This is a genomic window from Streptosporangium sp. NPDC004631, assembly GCF_053601935.1.
Map to the genome: position 1 here is coordinate 93,417 of NZ_JBSGCR010000006.1, position 17,221 is coordinate 110,637.

General features: G+C 70.1%; 15 protein-coding genes. 4 read left to right on the forward strand and 11 right to left on the reverse strand.

The annotated features are described in order from the left end of the window. Positions 1–2: 2 nt before the first annotated feature. Both ACWEF2_RS08305 and ACWEF2_RS08310 read right to left on the reverse strand, forming a co-directional pair. On the reverse strand, positions 3–227 hold the full coding sequence (locus tag ACWEF2_RS08305; protein ID WP_453813103.1) for a UTRA domain-containing protein: 225 nt from the start codon (positions 225–227) through the stop codon (positions 3–5). A gap of 221 nt (positions 228–448) precedes the next feature. Continuing rightward, positions 449–1,093 (reverse strand): hypothetical protein, encoded by a 645-nt coding sequence (locus tag ACWEF2_RS08310; protein ID WP_453813105.1) that lies wholly within the window; start codon positions 1,091–1,093, stop codon positions 449–451. A gap of 344 nt (positions 1,094–1,437) precedes the next feature. On the opposite strand from ACWEF2_RS08310, the gene ACWEF2_RS08315 reads away from it, so the two are divergent. After that, the gene (locus tag ACWEF2_RS08315) at positions 1,438–2,091 is read left to right on the forward strand and encodes an O-methyltransferase (RefSeq protein WP_453813106.1); all 654 of its coding nucleotides are present in this window, start codon (positions 1,438–1,440) and stop codon (positions 2,089–2,091) included. Positions 2,092–2,180: 89 nt separating this feature from the next. Here the strand turns inward: ACWEF2_RS08315 and ACWEF2_RS08320 are convergent, their stop codons facing one another. The 3 genes from ACWEF2_RS08320 to serA all read right to left on the reverse strand — a co-directional run bounded on the left by ACWEF2_RS08320 (position 2,181) and on the right by serA (position 6,781). Further along, a complete protein-coding gene (locus ACWEF2_RS08320; RefSeq protein WP_453813108.1) occupies positions 2,181–3,275 on the reverse strand; it encodes a branched-chain amino acid aminotransferase in 1,095 nt (364 codons plus the stop codon). A gap of 182 nt (positions 3,276–3,457) precedes the next feature. Beyond that, positions 3,458–4,504, reverse strand: a complete 1,047-nt coding sequence (locus ACWEF2_RS08325) for a 3-isopropylmalate dehydrogenase (RefSeq protein ID WP_453813110.1) — start codon at positions 4,502–4,504, stop codon at positions 3,458–3,460. Between the two features lie 687 nt (positions 4,505–5,191). Then, positions 5,192–6,781 (reverse strand): phosphoglycerate dehydrogenase, encoded by a 1,590-nt coding sequence (serA, locus tag ACWEF2_RS08330; protein WP_453813112.1) that lies wholly within the window; start codon positions 6,779–6,781, stop codon positions 5,192–5,194. 204 nt (positions 6,782–6,985) lie between these two features. Here serA and ACWEF2_RS08335 point away from each other — a divergent pair, with 204 nt between their 5' ends. Further along, complete coding sequence (locus tag ACWEF2_RS08335; RefSeq protein ID WP_453813114.1) at positions 6,986–7,840, forward strand: hypothetical protein; 855 nt, start codon at positions 6,986–6,988, stop codon at positions 7,838–7,840. Positions 7,841–7,932: 92 nt separating this feature from the next. Here the strand turns inward: ACWEF2_RS08335 and ACWEF2_RS08340 are convergent, their stop codons facing one another. The 3 genes from ACWEF2_RS08340 to ACWEF2_RS08350 are packed head-to-tail and all read right to left on the reverse strand — an operon-like array spanning position 7,933 to position 11,929. After that, positions 7,933–10,701: an FtsX-like permease family protein gene (locus tag ACWEF2_RS08340; RefSeq protein WP_453813116.1), complete on the reverse strand. Its 2,769-nt coding sequence runs from the start codon at positions 10,699–10,701 to the stop codon at positions 7,933–7,935. Continuing rightward, positions 10,698–11,405, reverse strand: a complete 708-nt coding sequence (locus ACWEF2_RS08345; protein ID WP_453813118.1) for an ABC transporter ATP-binding protein — start codon at positions 11,403–11,405, stop codon at positions 10,698–10,700. The genes ACWEF2_RS08340 and ACWEF2_RS08345 overlap by 4 nt, the downstream gene beginning before the upstream one ends. Then, positions 11,402–11,929, reverse strand: coding sequence for a PadR family transcriptional regulator (locus ACWEF2_RS08350; RefSeq protein ID WP_453813120.1), 528 nt, complete (start codon positions 11,927–11,929; stop codon positions 11,402–11,404). Before ACWEF2_RS08350 ends, ACWEF2_RS08345 begins: the two co-directional genes overlap by 4 nt. Positions 11,930–12,017: 88 nt before the next feature. Here ACWEF2_RS08350 and ACWEF2_RS08355 point away from each other — a divergent pair, with 88 nt between their 5' ends. Beyond that, the gene (locus ACWEF2_RS08355; RefSeq protein ID WP_453813122.1) at positions 12,018–12,563 is read left to right on the forward strand and encodes an FHA domain-containing protein; all 546 of its coding nucleotides are present in this window, start codon (positions 12,018–12,020) and stop codon (positions 12,561–12,563) included. A 273-nt stretch (positions 12,564–12,836) separates the two neighbouring features. Continuing rightward, entirely contained in the window at positions 12,837–13,667 is an 831-nt protein-coding gene (locus ACWEF2_RS08360) for a CAP domain-containing protein (RefSeq protein ID WP_453813124.1), read from the forward strand. 108 nt (positions 13,668–13,775) lie between these two features. Here the strand turns inward: ACWEF2_RS08360 and ilvC are convergent, their stop codons facing one another. The 3 genes from ilvC to ACWEF2_RS08375 all read right to left on the reverse strand — a co-directional run bounded on the left by ilvC (position 13,776) and on the right by ACWEF2_RS08375 (position 17,163). Beyond that, positions 13,776–14,756, reverse strand: coding sequence for a ketol-acid reductoisomerase (gene ilvC / locus ACWEF2_RS08365; RefSeq protein ID WP_453813405.1), 981 nt, complete (start codon positions 14,754–14,756; stop codon positions 13,776–13,778). A gap of 39 nt (positions 14,757–14,795) precedes the next feature. After that, on the reverse strand, positions 14,796–15,320 hold the full coding sequence (gene ilvN, locus ACWEF2_RS08370) for an acetolactate synthase small subunit (protein WP_355594901.1): 525 nt from the start codon (positions 15,318–15,320) through the stop codon (positions 14,796–14,798). Between the two features lie 79 nt (positions 15,321–15,399). Then, positions 15,400–17,163: an acetolactate synthase large subunit gene (locus ACWEF2_RS08375; protein ID WP_355594903.1), complete on the reverse strand. Its 1,764-nt coding sequence runs from the start codon at positions 17,161–17,163 to the stop codon at positions 15,400–15,402. Between the last annotated feature and the right edge of the window lie 58 nt (positions 17,164–17,221).

Sequence of the window (17,221 nt, forward strand, 5' to 3'; positions counted from 1 at the left end):
GCCTATTCCGGAATCTTGAAACTATAGAACCATTCGAATCGTGTGGCCGCATGGACGCCACGCGCGAACTCGACAACCTGGCCACTCCGCGTGGTAGTTGTGCGCTTGAGCACCACCACAGGTTCGCCTACGGGAAGCTCCAGTTCCCGGGCCTCGTCGGGTGTCGGCATCCGGGCATGAAGAGACTCGGTGATGGTGTCCGGCTCAAAACCTTGGACGGTCAGCACCGCGAAGCCCCCGCCGTGGCCCGCAGGCCCTGGAGTGGGGTCGACCAGTGGAGTTCCCTCCCTCCCAAGGGGACACCGCCGCGCCCTCACCGTGCGACCCAGGCCGGAGGGGACCCGGGTCGCACCCCAACGCGGCCCCCTCCCGGAGGGGGAAGGGGGCCGCCCCATCCCGGAGAGACGGGCGATATCCGAGCGTGACAGATACCCCTCAAGGGAGTCCGTCACCGCTCCCTCCCCTCGGGGCGCCGGCCGAGAACCTCAAGAACCCTGTCGAAGTCCCTCAACCAGACCACGACGGCCGGCTCAAGGTAGCCCAGGAGCCTGTAGACCTTCACATGGTCGGCTTCGAGACGCCGGTGGTGAATGGGCTCATGATGCATGACCCGGTTACGTAGCAGGACCATGGCCTGCAGGTTGTCATGCAGTTCCCCACGACGCCCCGAATAGTGGGGAAAGGCCCTGTACAACGCGGGCACCCAGAGGTAGCGGTCGTAGGACCGGCTCAGGAGTGATGCCCAGAACCCGAAGGACAGTTCGGTGATCACGTCATCGGTGGTGGGAGCATCGCTCCCCTTCCTCCACAGACTGCGCTCAGCCTGTGCGACCTTGGCAAGCTCGTGCTTTCGCAGCGGCGCCACGACCCACCAGTCGGCTCGGCCGAACCTGGCACTCAACTCGGCGTGCTGCGCGTTGCGCAGGCTGACCTCCAGGCAGTGCAGAGGGCAGTAGAAGGCCTCCGACACCTCGATGTTCCACCGGTACAGATCCCATGCCCGCCTGTCATCCCCGCCCGTAGCATCCCGATACGGAGCGAAACGCGGCGAGGAGAACATCCGATGGAACCATTCGGGCAGCTCAAAGCTCACAGCGGCACTCCGGGGGAGGATCGGTTGTCGGGGGAACGGGTGGCCGGATACACTTAGCCGGGTAAGCCCCGGGTCCGCCTCTGCTTCGCATGCCGCCCGGGGCACGGCCTTTTCTCCGCCCTTTCCCCGGCACCCATCCGCCGATGAGCCACCGGCCGCGGGAAGCGCCCTGCGCCACGCGAGAACGGTAGTGCCTTACCCCCGAGGCACGCAGACGTATTCCCGTACACGAACTGCGAACCTCCGCGAAGCCCGGCGCCCCGCTTCACATGGCGCGGAGATTTTTCCGGTACCGGACACCGATCGGACGACCGCCGGCCCCGGTCCGGATGACAATGGTCGGTATGAAGGCGACCTATCTGGACCCCGCCGTCGGGCAGTATCTGCTCGCGCACACCACCCTGCCCGACGACCTCCTCGACGCGCTCGCCCTGGAGACTCGGGAGGTCACCGGCGACCGGGCGGGCATGCAGATCTCCCCCGACCAGGGGCGGTTCCTCACCATGATCACTCAGCTCAGCCGTGCGGAGAACGTGGTGGAGGTGGGGACCTTCACCGGTTACTCCTCCATCTGCCTGGCGAGGGGGCTCGGTTCCGGCGGCAGGCTGACCTGCTTCGACGTCAGCGAGGAGTGGACGGCGATCGCCCGGCGCTACTGGGAGAAGGCCGGGCTCACCGACCGCGTCGAGCTCAGGATCGGCCCGGCCGCCGAGCGGCTGGCGGAGCTTCCCGGCGACCGGGCCGTGGACCTGGCGTTCATCGACGCCGACAAGCCCAACTACCCCGTCTACTACGAGATCCTCATGTCGCGTCTCGCCCCGGGCGGCCTGATCCTCGTCGACAACACCCTGTGGAGCGGTCGCGTGGCCGACCCCACGGTGGACGACGAGGCGACCCGGGCCATCCGCGAGTTCAACGACCTGGTCGTGTCCGACAGCAGGGTGACCTCGCTGATGCTGCCGATCGCCGACGGCCTCACCATGATTCGAAAGCACTGACGAGCGACACGGGCAGGCTGGTCGAGGCGTAGGCGCCCTCCGGCGGGAACCCGGCCGGGGTGTGGCGGCCGAGTCTCCCGGGGGGACGGTCAGCAGATCTTGTGGATCCAGCCGTGCGTGTCGGGGCGGGAGCCGTACTGGATGCCGACCAGGGCCTCACGGATCCTGGAGGTGACGGGGCCCTGAGTGCCGTCGCCGACGGTCCAGGCGCGGTCGGCGCCCTTGACCGAGCCGACCGGGGTCACCACCGCGGCGGTGCCGCAGGCGAAGACCTCGGTGAGTTCGCCGGACTCGCAGCCGCTCTGCCACTCCTCGATCGACAGGCGCCCCTCCTCGGCGGTCAGGCCGAGGTCGGCGGCGAGGGTGAGGATCGAGTCGCGGGTGATGCCGGGAAGGAGCGTGCCGGTGAGGGCCGGGGTGAGCAGGCGGTCGCCATAGACGAAGAACAGGTTCATCCCGCCCATCTCCTCGACCTGGCGGTGCTCGTGGGAGTCGAGCCAGACCACCTGGTCACAGCCCTGCTCGATGGCCTGGCGCTGAGCCACGAAGGCCGCCGCGTAGTTGCCGCCGCACTTGGCGAAGCCGGTGCCGCCGGGGGCGGCCCGGGTGTACTCGGTGGAGAGCCAGACCGAGACGGGCCTGCCCGCGCCGAAGTAGGCGGCGGCCGGGGAGGCGATCACCATGTAACGGTAGGTCCTCGACGGGTAGTTCACCCCCAGTGCGGCCTGCGTGGCGATCATGAAGGGGCGCAGGTAGAGGCTGTGGCCCTGGATGGTGGGCACCCAGTCACGGTCGGTCTGGACGAGGAGTTCCAGTGACTCGACGAACGTCTCCTCGGGCAGCGCCGGCATGGCCATCCGCGCCGCCGACAGGTTGAAGCGGGCCGCGTTGGAGTAGGGCCGGAAGCTGGCGATCGTCCCGTTCTCCTGGCGGTAGGCCTTCAGCCCCTCGAAGAGCTCCTGGGCGTAGTGAAAGACCGAGGTCGCCGGGTCGAGGCTGAGCGGCCCGTACGGCATGAGCCGCGCGTCGTGCCAGCCCTCCCCCTCCGTGTAGTCGATCGAGATCATGTGGTCGGTGAAGGTCTGGCCGAATCCCGGATCCGCCATTACCCGCTCACGCTCGGCCGCGGTGCGCGCGTGGTCGGAGAGCTGCACGTCGAAGCTGAGCTTCTGAGCGGTGGTCATGACAGAGATCCTTCTCTTTGTGACGGACTACGCCTGAGTCCATTCTGCGATGGAGCAGGTAACGGGAAACTACTGCAACCTGTGGAAAACCGGCAGTGCCGGGGGGCGTGCGGGGCAAAAAGAAGACGCGCCGGGCCGCTCGGGTGAGCCGCCAGGCGCGTCTGAGTCGAATGGGCGGCCTCTCAGCCGGCTACTCGGGCGGTGATGTCGTCGCCGATCTCATGGGTGGTCCGGCCGGTCCAGCCGGTCAGCCGCTCGACCAGGTCGTCGGCCACGGCCTGCTCGACCCTGGCGGCCTGCTCGGCCAGGCCGAGGTGGTCCAGGAGCATGGCGACCGACAGGATCGTCGCGGTCGGGTCGGCCTTGCCCTGCCCGGCGATGTCGGGGGCGCTGCCGTGGACCGGCTCGAACATGCTCGGCGCGGTGCGGTCGGGGTTGATGTTTCCGCTGGCGGCCAGGCCGATGCCACCGGCGATGGCGGCGCCGATGTCGGTGATGATGTCGCCGAAGAGGTTGTCGGTGACGACCACGTCGAACCGCTCCGGCTGGTTGACGAAGAACATCGAGGCGGCGTCGATGTGGCAGTAGTCGGTGGTCACGTCGGGGTACTCCAGGCTGACCCGGTCGACGGTGCGGGCCCAAAGGTCACCGGCGTAGGTGAGCACGTTGGTCTTGTGGACCAGCGTCAGCTTCCTGCGCGGCCGGGTGAGCGCCCTGTCGAAGGCGTAGCGGACGACGCGCTCGACGCCGAAGGCGGTGTTCAGCGACTCCTGGGTGGCGACCTCGTACGGGGTGCCCCGGCGCAGCACGCCGCCGGCGCCGGCGTAGGGGCCCTCGGTGCCCTCGCGGACGACGATCATGTCGATGTCCTCGGGGCGGGCCTTGCCCAGCGGGGTCTCCACGCCGGGGAAGAGCTTGACCGGGCGCAGGTTGACGTAGTGGTCGAGCTCGAAGCGGAGCTTGAGCAGCAGGTCGCGCTCCAGGATGCCCGGCGGCACGCTGGGGTCGCCGACCGCGCCGAGCAGGATCGCGTCGTATCCGCGCAACTCGTCCAGGACCGTTTCGGGAAGGGTCTCACCGGTCTGATGGTACCGCTTGGCCCCCAGGTCGTAGGTGGTGGTCTCCACCTTCGTGCCGACCGCCTCCAGGACCTTCAGGCCCTCGGTGACGACCTCGGCCCCGATCCCGTCCCCGGGAATGACCGCCAGGCGAATGTTGCGCGAGTCCATGCACGCACCTTACCGGTCCGTCTCGGTGATCGAACCACCGATCTCACCCCTCGGACAGGTGTCCCACGGATCGGAGGCAAGGATTTTGCTTTCTTTATCGCCTTTTGACCGTTTCTTTAAGGTCGCGACCCACCACCCGTCCAGGCGGGTTCCGGCAGAGCCGGCCCGCCGGGAGGGGTCCGGCTAGGAACGCGTGGGGATCCCGCCGTTGTCACGGCGGTCCAGGGCGGTCTGGAGCGCCTGGGCGGCCTCGTCCTCGGTCTCCTCGGGACGGTTCCAGGGATACATGTCGTACATGGTGACTCTCGTCTCGGTCGTGTGGAACAGATCACATGGAACGGGGGGAGGTGATCCGGGCTCCGGTCGTGGAGCCGGAAACAGACCCGAGACCGCGAATCCGGATCACGGATCGCGGCGGGGGTGTGAGCCGACCGGCGCCGTCGCACCGCGGCGGGCTGCCGGCCCGCCTCTGTCAGGCCCCGCCGCGGCAGGTAATGACTACAAAAACCTGCGGCATTTCCTGCCATGTTATCCGGCGGTTACCACGCCGTCTCGCCCCCCGTACAGATTTCTCACATGCTGAGACAGCGTCGCAGGCGGCTCGGGAGCGTTCCAGAAACGGACGCGGCCGGTGCCCCCGGCGATTCGGGGCGCCGGCCGTGTCACGGAGGGATTGTCCGGGAGGTCCTACTCGGCCAGGTCGACCGAGCGACCGCTGTCGGCGCCGATCTCGGCGCCGATCTGGTCGATCACCTCGGACGGAATGGCGGTGTCGACGGTCAGCGCGATGAGCGCCTTGCCGCCCTTGACATCCCGCGCCACCTGCATGGAGGCGATGTTGATGCCGTGGTCGCCGAGAATGCGGCCGACGACGCCGACGATGCCGGGGCGGTCGGTGTAGGTGAAGAACGACAGGTGGTCGGTCGGCTCGATCTCCATCTGGAAGCCGTTGACCTCGACGATCTTCGTGATCTGGCGCGGCCCGGAGAGCGTGCCGGAGACCGAGACCGTGCGCCCGTCGGCGAGGACGCCGCGGACGGTCACCACGTTGCGCCAGTCGGGGCTGTCGGAGCTGGTGAGCAGCTCGACGATCACGCCTCGGTCCTTGGCCAGGAGCGGGGCGTTGACATAGGTGACCGAGTCCTCGACCACGTCGGTGAAGACACCCTTGAGGGCGGCCAGCTCCAGCACGCGGACGTCCTTGGAGGCGATCTCGCCGCGCACCTCGACGTCGAGCCTGGTGGCGACCTCGCCCGCGAGGGCGGTGAACACCCGGCCGAGCTTCTCGGCCAGCGGCAGGCCCGGCTTGACGTCCTCGGCCACCGCGCCGCCCTGGACGTTGACCGCGTCCGGCACGAACTCACCGGCGAGGGCGAGCTTCACGCTCCGCGCGACCTGGGTGCCGGCCTTCTCCTGGGCCTCGTGGGTGGAGGCGCCCAGGTGCGGGGTGACGACGACCTGGTCCAGCTCGAAGAGCGGGCTGTCGGTGACGGGCTCCTTGGGGAACACGTCGATGCCGGCTCCGGCGACGCGCCCCTCCTTGATCGCGGAGTAGAGGGCGTTCTCGTCGATGATGCCGCCGCGGGCGACGTTGACCAGGCGGACGGACGGCTTGACCTGGTGGAGCTCCCGGTCGCCGATCAGCCCGACGGTCTCCTTGGACTTGGGCAGGTGGACGGTGATGAAGTCGGCCTCGCGCAGGACCTCCTCCAGCGAGACCAGCCGGACGCCCATCTGCGCGGCGCGGGCCGGCTGCAGGTAGGGGTCGTAGGCGATCAGCTCGACGCCGAACGGCTGGAGGCGCTGCGCGACCAGCTGGCCGATCTTGCCCAGGCCGAGGATGCCGACGACCTTCTCGTCGAGCTCCACACCGGTGTACTTCGAGCGTTTCCACTCGCCGCCCTTGAGCGCGGAGTGCGCCTGGGCGACGTTGCGGGCGGAGGCGAGGATCAGCGCGACGGTGTGCTCGGCGGCGCTGGTGATGTTGGAGGTGGGCGCGTTGACGACCATGACACCGGCCTTGGTGGCGGCCTCCACGTCCACGTTGTCGAGGCCGACGCCGGCGCGGGCGACGACCCGGAGCCGGGGCGCGCCGGCGATCGCCTCGGCGTCCACCTGGGTGGCACTGCGCACGATGAGCGCGTCCACGTCGGCGAGGGCGGGCAGGAACTGGGCACGGTCGGCGCCGTCGGTGTGACGGACTTCGAAGTCAGCGCCCAGAACCGCGAGGCCGGCCTCGGAGAGTTCCTCTGCGACCAGTACGACGGGCTTGTTCACAGGCAAGATCCTTAGAGACGTGGAGGCTGCACGAACCTCACGTAGTCTATCGGCGCTTGTGAACGCGTTCACGAGTGTCCCGCGATCCGAGACGTTACCCGCCCCCTACGTGATCTACGCGGAGAAAATTTAACTTGGTCTTGATGTCAAGAAATATTCGCGATTACCCTGATAAGCCGTGGTTCAGTACCTATGGTTCGTTATATGAGCATCGGGAACCCCGCTCTCGGCGACGTGCTCGCACAGCACGGCGATCCGCACCGGCTGCTTGCGGCGCTGGCCGAATGGGGACTTCTGGTGGCCGTGCGCCCCGACCGTTCCGTCGTGCTCGGCACGACCCAGGCCGGTGATCGGGTCCTGCTCGGATACACCTCCGCGAGCACCTACGCACGTCACCGCGGCAATCACTCGCTGTCGGCCTGCGACGCCGACACCATCCTCGACATCCAGCGCGTCACCGGCGTGCGGGAGATCGTGATCGACGCGGCGGGGCCGGCGGCCGCCGCCGTGCCGATCGAGGACCTCCAGCGTCACCTCCTCTCGACCCGCAGTGGTCCCGCGCCGGCGCTGTCGGCCGCGACCCCGACGGCGTACGCGACCGGAGCGATGGCCACGGTCTCCTCCCACGTCCCCACGGTGAGCCAGCGGATCCCCGTGCCCGCGGCGTCCGCCCAGCCGTGGATCCCCGCGCCCCGCCCCCACCTGTCGGGGCCCATGCAGCAGGTGGACCCCGGCTACCGCCGGTGTGACCACCCGATCCTGCCCGCGCTGCGGGTCGCGGTCGCGGAGCTGCTCACCGACTATCCGCTGGTCCACCACGTGTGGATCTCCGAGGCCCGGACCAGCTCCGGCGCCCCCGGGATCATGCTGCATGTCAAGGCGCACATGTCCGCGGCCGAGGAGGTGGTCAGGGACCTGCACCGCGGGGTGCGCGCCCGGCTGCCGCAGCTCGCGGCGAGCGAGGCGCCGATCCTGATGGCCCGGGTCGCCGACGCGCACAGCGAGCAGCGCATGATCGAGCTGGGCGTCCACGTGGTCTGCGCCGACGTCACCGACTGACCCGCCGCCCCGCGCGCACCGGGGCACGACCGGGGTACGGCCGCGCCCTCGTGGGGCCGGGCCGCACCCCGGCGAGCGACCGGGCGCGGGCGCTATCCGATCCGGCGAACCGGCGTCGGCGTCGTCCTCGTCCGGGTGAACGTCCCGGCGACCGCCGCCGCCAGCACCGGCAGCCCGATCACCACCGCCGTGAGAAAGAGCCAGGGAATCTCGACCGTGGGCGGCACCGACGGCAGCGACGGGATCCCGCCCTCCTCGGTGAGGATGATCCCGAAGGATCCCGCCCGCGCCGTCATGGGCCAGGTCGCGGCGATCCCCGTCACGACGCCTGCCACCGCGCCGATCAGGACGCCGAGCCCCGCGATGAGACCGGCCTGCCCGGCGACGACCAGCCTGCGCGTGCCGGGCGGTGCGCCGACGGCGGCCATCGTGGTGAGATCGGGCCGCATGTCGGCCGCCGCGAGCCCGGTGGCCACGAACGTGCCGCCCAGCACCAGGACGAGCGCCGCCCCCAGGAGCAGCCAGAGCTGCGGAGCGATCTCCTGGTCGAATCCGCTCTCCGTCTGGAGGCCGACCTGGGGGATCACCCTCTGGAGCCTCCATTCGAGCCCGGCCCGCTGCTGGAAGGTGGGCCGGTAGGCGGCCGGGTCGATGTACAGGACGCGGGGCCTCGTCTTCAGCCCGGCGCCGTGAAGGGCGGCGACGGGCAGCACCGCGACCGCCTGCCGGGGGTCGGCGGCCCGGGCCACCACGGCGGGGACCGTGACGAGGTCGGACCCGCCCTCGCGGTCCCCTCCGAGCGAGTTCACGTCCAGGCTCAGCCGCCCGTTCCGCACCAGGCTCGGATCGAACACCACGGCCTTGCCCGAGGCGAACGCGGCTGAGGCCACCGGGTCGGGGCGGCCCTGAACGAGGGCGAGCAGCCGCCCGTCCCCGATCGGGATCTCCGTGGAGAAGACCCTCAGCCTGTTCCGGGGGGTACGCCGGGGGCTCACTGCGAGGGGGTGACCCGCCACGTCCCGGACCACGGCGCCCTCGATCAGCGGCACCCCCGGCAGCGCCCGCTCCGCGGCGGCCCGGAACTCGGCCCATCGGCCGTCGTCGGGATCCCCTGCGCTGATCGTCGTGGTCCCGACCGGGACGGTCGACTGGAAGGCGTCGCGGTTCTCCGCGAAGTTGCTGGAGCCCGCGATCCCCGCCGCGACGACGGCGGCCGTGGCGGTCATGACCGCCGCGACGGCGGAGGCCGTACGGCCTCGGTGACGGGCGGCGTCGCGGGCGGCCAGGCGGAGGGGGAGTGGAAACCGTACGGCCAGGCGGGCGGCCCCCTTGACCAGTCGGGGAGTCAGCGCGACCAGCCCGAGCTGAGTGAGGACGGCCGCGGCGAAGACCCAGACCACGTCGAACCTGACGGCGAACAGGGTCGCCGCGACCCCCAGGCCGAGCAGGACGAGGCCCAGCACCGGACGGCCCACCCGGTCGCGGACACCGCCCCTGCGCCCGCCGAGCACCGCCGCCACATCCTGACGGGCCGCCTGCAGGGCGGGCACCACGGCGGCGGCGAGCCCGCTGCCCGCTCCGAGCAGGGCGACGATCGCGATCGGCCCCCAGGGGATGTCCAGGGGCGCGACCCTGCCGAGCAGCCTGCCGGCCCCCAGCGAGAGCGACAGTGCCGCCAGGCCGGCACCGAGGATCAGGCCGAGCGCCGCGGCCCCGCCGCCCAGGACGACGCCGTCGGCCAGGACGATCGCCCGCAGGTGTCCGGGGGAGCCGCCCTGCGCGGCGATCAGCGCGAGTTCCCGGCGGCGCCGCCGGAGCCCGACCGCGAAGGCAGGACCGGCGAGCAGCACCACCTCCAGCACGATCATGACCCCGGTGAGCCCGATCGCCGCGGTCCGGTTCACATCCAGCCGATCGGCGTGGAGCCTGCCCTGGACGGCGGACGTGCCCTCGATGACGGCACGTGACTCCACCAGCAGTCCGACCGCGTTCAGCCGCTGGACCAGTGCCCCCGTGACCGGGCCCGCGGTGTCGGCCAGCCAGCCGGTGCGGTGGTTACCGTGTTCACCGAGAAGCAGGGTGCCGGGGAGTCCGACGATCTGCGGTTCGTCGATCCGGTGCGGATGCTCGACCAGCCCGACGACCCGCAGCGGGCGCTCCTCCAGCGTGACCGCCAGCGTCTCCCCCAGCCGGGCGCCCCTCTCCAGCATCCCGGGAGTGATCGCGATCTCCTGGGACGAGGCGGGGAGGCGGCCTCTGACCAGGCGGTACCTACCCGTCGTCATGGGGTCGCGCAGGTCCAGCTCGTATCCGTTCGCGTAGCCGTACTCATCCTTGCCGCGGAAGGGGACACCGCCCTCGTTCATCGGGAGGAGCCTGGTCCCCGGGCCGAGAAGCGCGGCCACCTCGGCGGCCGTCCACGACCGCGCCGAGGAGGAGCCTTCGGAGGACTCTTCGGAGGCCGCCCAGTTCCGGCCCTGGAGATCCTGCTCCAGCACGCCCCGCACCCCCGTCGTCCGGATGCCGGCGTCGGCGGCCCCGATGTCCGCGGTGAGCTGCTCCCGGGGGTCGATGTCCATGGTCTGCAGGAAGATCAGCAGACCGGTGATCACGAGGACCGGCAGGGCGATCATCGCGACGATCAGCGCGCTGCGGCCCCCTGCCCGCCGGGCGTCCCTGAGGGAGAGCCGCAGCACGGCGGACAGGGCGCTCGTCCGCCTGCCCCGCGTCCCGGAGCCGGCGTCCCGGCCGCCCGTCCCCCCGTCCGTCCGCTCGCGCGCTCGGCCGCCTTCCCTCTCCCCCGGCCGTTCACGTGCTCCGTCGCCCGCTCCGCCGTCCGGCCGCTCACCGTGCCCGCTCATCGCGCGCTCTCCAGGGGGGTGGCGGTGGAGTCGGTGATCTCGCCGTCCCGCAGGAAGACCACCCGGTCGGCCCAGGCGGCGTAGCGGGGTTCATGGGTGACGAGGAGAACCGCCGCTCCCGCGTCGCAGCGGGTGCGCAGGAGCTGGAGGATCTCGTCGCCGGTCGGGGTGTCCAGCGCGCCGGTGGGCTCGTCCGCCAGGATCAGCCGCCGCTCGCCCACCAGGGCACGGGCGATCGCGACCCGCTGGCGCTGGCCGCCGGAGATCTCGTCGGGGAGGCGGTCGGCGACCTCTCCGAGGCCCACCTCGGCGAGGACCTCCAGCGCCGCGCGCCGGGCCGCTCCGAAGGCGACCCCGTCCAGCTCGCGCGGGAGCGTGACGTTCTCCAGCGCGGTGAGCGAGGGGATCAGGTTGAGGTCCTGGAAGACGTAGCCGACGTGGCGGCGGCGGAGCCCGGCCAGCTCTCCGGCGGTCAGGCCCGGCAGCGGCGTGCCCTCGACGGTCACGGTGCCCGAGGTGGGCAGGTCAAGGCCGCCCGCGAGGTTGAGCAGGGTGGACTTGCCGGATCCGGACGGCCCCATCATCGCGACCAGTTCTCCGGCGGCGACCTCCAGGCTCACCCTCCGCAGCGCCGCCACGGCCTGCGGTCCTTCACCGTGCACGCGGCTCACGTCCGCGAGCCGTAGGACCGGATCGAAACTCATGCTTGTCTCTCCTGCGTCTGAGGGGAGGCCGTGAGCACGGCCTCGCAGTGGTCGAGCCAGCGCTGTTCGGCCTCGGCCTGGAAGATCATCGATTCGAGCACCAGTCGTTGCGCCGGACCGCCGGTGCTCGCGCGTCTGGCGCGGTTGAGGCCCTGGAGTGTGCGCATGGTCGCGGTGCGCTGCGCCTGGATGATCGGCCGTACGTCCGCGGCGGAGGCGACCGCCATCGCGAGTTTGACGACCAGTTCGTCCCGGGGCCGGTCGGACTGGACGACGGGGGTGCCAAACCATCGCTCCATCTCGGTCCGACCGGCCTCGGTGATCGTGTAGACGACCCGTCCCTGGTCGTCGTGTTCCCCGGGGGCCACCAGGCCGTCGCGTTCCAGGCGGGAGAGCGTCGTATAGACCTGGCCGATGTTGAGCGGCCAGGTCGCCCCTGTCGACGCCTCGAACTCGGTCCGCAGCTGATAGCCGTAACGGGGGCCCCGGCTCAGCAGAGCGAGAAGTCCATGCCGGATCGTCATGGATACTCAGTATGCATACGCAGTATGGTTGCGGCAAGTGATCCGCATATTGTGGACAGGCTCCGCTTCTGGGGCCGATACTCGGGAGATGAGCTCGACGCATCCCCCGTCCCGCGCGTCCGATGGGGACCGCGATCGTGCGATCAACGAGCTCCGTGACCGCGCCGTCGAGGGCCGCCTCTCGCACGACACGTTCCTCGGCCGGGTGGACATGGCGTTGCGCGCGCGCAACCAGGGCGAGCTCGACAACCTGGTCGCCGATCTGCCCCCGCGCGGCCGGTTCCGCCGCGTGGTGACCGAGGTCGTCTCCTCGGCCTCCGACTTCACCAAACGCCTGGAGTCGGCCTGGCGGCGTCCCAGGCTGCCCCGCCTGGCACTGCCCGGCGACAGCCGTACCCGCTACGTGGTGGGCCGCGGCTCGGCCTGCGACCTCGTCCTGGCGGACCTGACCGTGTCGCGGATCCACGCCGAGCTGCGCTGCGACGCGGAGGGCTGGCTCGTCGTCGACCTGGGTTCGCTCAACGGCACCCGGCTGAACGACTGGCGTCTGGTCGGACCGGCGAAGGTCCGCCCCGGAGACGTGCTCTCCTTCGGTGACTGCGCCTTCATGGTGATCACTCCCCAGCTCGCCTGAGCCCCTCGGCTCCGAGCCCCCCGAACCGAACCGGCACGCCCCGCCATGCCCGGGCACGGCCCGGCACGGCATGTCCCGGCACGGCCTCATCGAGCCGGCCCACCCCGTCGCGGCGGCGAACGGGACACCACCGGACGGCGAGTCCCAGACGCCTCTGGAGCCACCCTGGTTTACCCAAAACCCACAATTATTATCCGGATTTTGGTGACAGGAGTGATCCAATCCCGACAGAATGCGGAATTCATCCAGCGCCTAACAATCTGGAGGAAATCCATGCGTAGACCGCTAGGGACGCTTGCGTGCCTCGGGAGCCTGGTGGCGCTCAGCACGCCGATGGCCACCGCACAGGCCGCCACACAGGCCGCGGCGAGCCCGCAGGCCGGGTGCCGCGTGTACGCGACAAAGCCCTATGTCACCTCCGACGGCAGGATTCAGGCGTCCGCCGCCCGCCTGGGCTGCGGCGACGTCGCCCGCGTCCGCGTCCAGATCAAGCGCGTCGAGGCCGGCCCCGACCCCGTGGTCAAGAGCGCGGCCAGGACGGGCTCCAACGGGCGGGTCACCGCTGCGCTTCGGTGCGCCCCCGGTGTCTACTACACCGTCGCCACCGACCAGCGGGGCAGCGGCGGCCGCTCGGGGACCGTCCGGTTGTCCTGCTCCCCCGGCACGCCGACCCCCACCCCGACGCCGCCTCCCACCCCGTCCCCCACGCCGTCCCAGGGCTCGTCCTCCCAGGAGGAGGTGGTCCGGCTGACCAACGTCGAACGGCAGGCCGGAGGGTGCGGCGCGCTCAAGAACGACCCGCAGCTGCGCTCGGCCGCCCAGGGCCACTCGGACGACATGGCGACCAAGAACTACTTCAGCCACACCTCGCAGGACGGCCGGACCATGACCGACCGCATCAAGGCCTCCGGGTTCAGCCCGATGTCGGCCTGGGCGGAGAACATCGCGATGGGCCAGCGGACCCCGGCCGAGGTGGTCAAGGCCTGGATGAACAGCACCGGTCACCGGCAGAACATCATGAACTGCGCCTACACCCACATCGGGGTGGGCGTGGCGAACAGCTCCCGCGGCATCTACTGGACCCAGAACTTCGGCAAGCACTGACCCCGCCCCGGTCTCGCCGCGGATCCGCGAAAGCCGGATCCGCGAGAACGGCCCGTGCCCCGCGACGTGAGACGTCGCGGGGCACGGGCCGTCCGGGAGGAGCCGCGGCTACTTGAGCCAGCTCATCATCGGGCGCAGCTTGGCGCCGGTCTTCTCGATCGGGTGCCCGGCCAGCTCCTCGCGGTAGGCGGAGAACCTCTTCTGGCCGCTGTCGAACTCCTCCACCAGTTCCCTGGCGAACTCGCCGGACTGGATCTCTGCGAGGATCCGCTGCATCTCCTTCTTGGTCTCCTGCGTCACGACGCGCGGGCCGCGGGAGTAGCCGCCGTACTCGGCGGTGTCGGAGACCGACCAGTACATCTTGTGGATGCCACCCTCGTACATCAGGTCGACGATCAGCTTCATCTCGTGCAGGCACTCGAAGTAGGCGACCTCGGGCTGGTAGCCGGCCTCGATCAGCGTCTCGAACCCGGCCTTGATCAGTTCTGACACGCCACCGCAGAGGACGGCCTGCTCGCCGAAGAGGTCGGTCTCGGTCTCCTCGGTGAAGGTCGTCTTCAGCGCGCCGGCGCGGGTGCCGCCGATGCCCTTGGCGTAGGACAGGGCGAGGTCCCAGGCGCTGCCGCTGGCGTCCTTCTCCACCGCGACGAGGCAGGGCACGCCCCGGCCCGCGGTGTACTGGCGGCGGACGAGGTGGCCCGGCCCCTTGGGGGCGACCATGGCCACGTCCACACCCTCGGGGGCCTCGATCAGGCCGTAGCGGATGTTGAGACCGTGGCCGAAGAAGAGGGCGTCGCCCTCGACGAGGTTCGGGGCCACGTGCTCGGCGTAGAGGTGGCGCTGGATGTGGTCCGGCGCGAGGATCATGGTCAGGTCCGCCTCTTCGACGGCCTCCGCGGGGGCGAGCACACGCAGCCCGTCGGCCTCGGCCTTCTCCCGGCTCTTGGAGCCCTCGGGCAGGCCGACCCGGACGTCCACCCCGGAGTCACGCAGGGAGAGCGCGTGGGCATGGCCCTGGCTGCCGTACCCCAGGACGGCCACGTGCCGGCCCTGGATGATCGACAGGTCGGCCTGGTCGTCGTAGAAGATCTCAGTCACTTGCTTAACCTTTCAGGGTTTCTCGTAGGGTTACGCGGTCCGGTCCAGGGCCCGGAGGGAACGGTCGGTGATGGAACGGGCGCCACGGCCGATGGCCACCATGCCCGACTGGACGAGCTCCTTGATGCCGAACGGCTCCAGGAGCTTGATGAACGCCTGCAGCTTGTCCGGCGTACCGGTGACCTCTATGGTGACCGCGTCCGGCGCGACGTCGACGCAGCGCGCCCGGAAGAGGTTCACCAGTTCCAGCACGCTCGAACGGCTCTCGGCGTCGGCTCGCACCTTGATCAGCGTGAGCTCGCGCTGCACGGCCTGCGCCGGGTCGAGCTCCACGATCTTCAGCACGTTGATCAGCTTGTTGAGCTGCTTGGTGACCTGCTCAAGCGGCAGGTCCTCGACGTTGACCACGATGGTCATCCGCGAGATGTCCCCGTGCTCGGTCGGGCCGACCGCCAGCGAGTCGATGTTGAACCCGCGGCGGCTGAACAGCGCCGCGACGCGCGCGAGCACACCGGGCTTGTTCTCCACCAGCACGGAGAGCGTATGCCTGCTCATGCCTTCCTCCTCGCCTGGCGGCCCGCCGGGCTCTCGCTCTGCCTGTCCGTTCGCTGTCTGTTCGTTCGCCCGCCCACCGCTAGTCCTCGCTGTTCCAGACCGGCGCCATGTCGCGCGCGAACTTGATGTCGTCGTTGCTGGTCCCCGCAGCGACCATCGGCCAGACCATGGCATCCTCGTGGACCACGAAGTCGATCACGACCGGAACGTCGTTGATCTCCATCGCCTTCTCGATGACCGCGTCCACGTCCTCGGGACGCTCGCAGCGCAGGCCGACGCAGCCGTACGCCTCGGCCAGCTTCACGAAGTCCGGGATCCGGCGGACCGTCTGCAGGTTGGTGTTGGAGTAACGCTGGTTGTAGAACAACGTCTGCCACTGGCGGACCATGCCGAGGTTACCGTTGTTGATGATCGCGACCTTGATCGGCACACCCTCGATGGCACAGGTGGCCAGCTCCTGGTTGGTCATCTGGAAGCAGCCGTCGCCGTCGATGGCCCAGACCGTGGCGTCGGGCCTGCCCATCTTGGCGCCCATCGCCGCCGGAAGCGCGAAGCCCATCGTGCCGGCGCCGCCGGAGTTGATGAAGGACCCGGGGTTCTCGTAGCCGATGAACTGGGCGGCCCACATCTGGTGCTGCCCGACGCCCGCGGTGAAGATGGCGTCCGGGCCGACGATCCGGCTCAGCCGCTCCATGACGTACTGCGGGGCGATGGAGCCGTCCTCGAACTCGGCGTAGCCCAGCGGGTAGGTCTTCCGGTAGTCGTCGAGCTGCCTCCACCACTCCGCGTAGTCGCCCTTGTGCGGCTCGTTGCGCATCACCGCGATCAGCTCGGAGATGACCTCCTTGCAGTCGCCCACGATCGGGACGTCCGCGTGCCGGTTCTTGGAGATCTCCGCCGGGTCGATGTCGGCGTGGACGATTTTGGCGTGCGGCGCGAAGGTGGACAGCTGGCCGGTGACGCGGTCGTCGAAGCGGACGCCGAGCCCGATGAGCAGGTCGGCGCGTTGCAGTGCGCCGACCGCGGGCACCGAGCCGTGCATGCCCGGCATGCCGAGGTGCTGACGGTGGCTGTCGGGGAAGGTGCCGCGCGCCATCAGCGTGGTGACGACGGGGATGCCGGTCAGCTCGGCGAACTCCAGCAGCTCGGCCGCGGCCCTGGCCTTGTGCACGCCGCCCCCGACGTAGAGCACCGGACGCCTGGCCTCGACGATCAGTTTGACCGCCTCACGGATCTGCTTGGAGTGCGGCCGGGTGACCGGGCGGTAGCCCGGCAGCTGCATCACCGGCGGCCACTGGAAGGTCGTCCTGGCGCTGAGCGCGTCCTTGGCGATGTCCACCAGCACCGGCCCCGGACGCCCCGTCGAGGCGATGTGGAAGGCCTCCGCGATCGTCCTGGGGATGTCGGCCGGGTTGGTGACCAGGAAGTTGTGCTTGGTGATCGGCATGGTGATGCCGGAGATGTCGGCTTCCTGGAACGCGTCGGTGCCGATGGAGTCGCTGGGCACCTGGCCGGTGATCGCGACCATCGGGACCGAGTCCATGTACGCGTCGGCGATCGGGGTGACCAGGTTGGTCGCCCCCGGGCCACTGGTGGCCATGCAGACCCCGACCTTGCCCGTGGCCTGTGCGTAGCCCTGGGCCGCGTGCCCGGCCCCCTGCTCGTGCCGTACAAGCACGTGCCGGACCTTGACCGAGTCGTAGAGGGGATCGTAGGCGGGAAGAATCGCGCCGCCCGGGATCCCGAACACGGTGTCGACTCCGACGTTCTCCAGCGCCCTCACGAGGGCCTGGGCTCCTGTCATCTGTTCGGTCATCGGCTCGTTCCTTGTGTGGCTGAGCATGTTTGACGGCATAAAAAATGCCCCATCCCGCCGGGGATGGCGGAGCTGGGGCGGCGCG

Coding starts and splice junctions, on each gene's coding strand:
- ACWEF2_RS08315 (WP_453813106.1), top strand. CDS start 1,438: ATGAAGGCGACCTATCTGGACCCCGCCGTCGGGCAGTATCTGCTCGCG.
- ACWEF2_RS08320 (WP_453813108.1), bottom strand. CDS start 3,275: ATGACCACCGCTCAGAAGCTCAGCTTCGACGTGCAGCTCTCCGACCAC.
- ACWEF2_RS08325 (WP_453813110.1), bottom strand. CDS start 4,504: ATGGACTCGCGCAACATTCGCCTGGCGGTCATTCCCGGGGACGGGATC.
- ACWEF2_RS08335 (WP_453813114.1), top strand. CDS start 6,986: ATGAGCATCGGGAACCCCGCTCTCGGCGACGTGCTCGCACAGCACGGC.
- ACWEF2_RS08340 (WP_453813116.1), bottom strand. CDS start 10,701: ATGAGCGGGCACGGTGAGCGGCCGGACGGCGGAGCGGGCGACGGAGCA.
- ACWEF2_RS08345 (WP_453813118.1), bottom strand. CDS start 11,405: ATGAGTTTCGATCCGGTCCTACGGCTCGCGGACGTGAGCCGCGTGCAC.
- ACWEF2_RS08350 (WP_453813120.1), bottom strand. CDS start 11,929: ATGACGATCCGGCATGGACTTCTCGCTCTGCTGAGCCGGGGCCCCCGT.
- ACWEF2_RS08355 (WP_453813122.1), top strand. CDS start 12,018: ATGAGCTCGACGCATCCCCCGTCCCGCGCGTCCGATGGGGACCGCGAT.
- ACWEF2_RS08360 (WP_453813124.1), top strand. CDS start 12,837: ATGCGTAGACCGCTAGGGACGCTTGCGTGCCTCGGGAGCCTGGTGGCG.
- ilvN (WP_355594901.1), bottom strand. CDS start 15,320: ATGAGCAGGCATACGCTCTCCGTGCTGGTGGAGAACAAGCCCGGTGTG.
- ACWEF2_RS08375 (WP_355594903.1), bottom strand. CDS start 17,163: ATGCTCAGCCACACAAGGAACGAGCCGATGACCGAACAGATGACAGGA.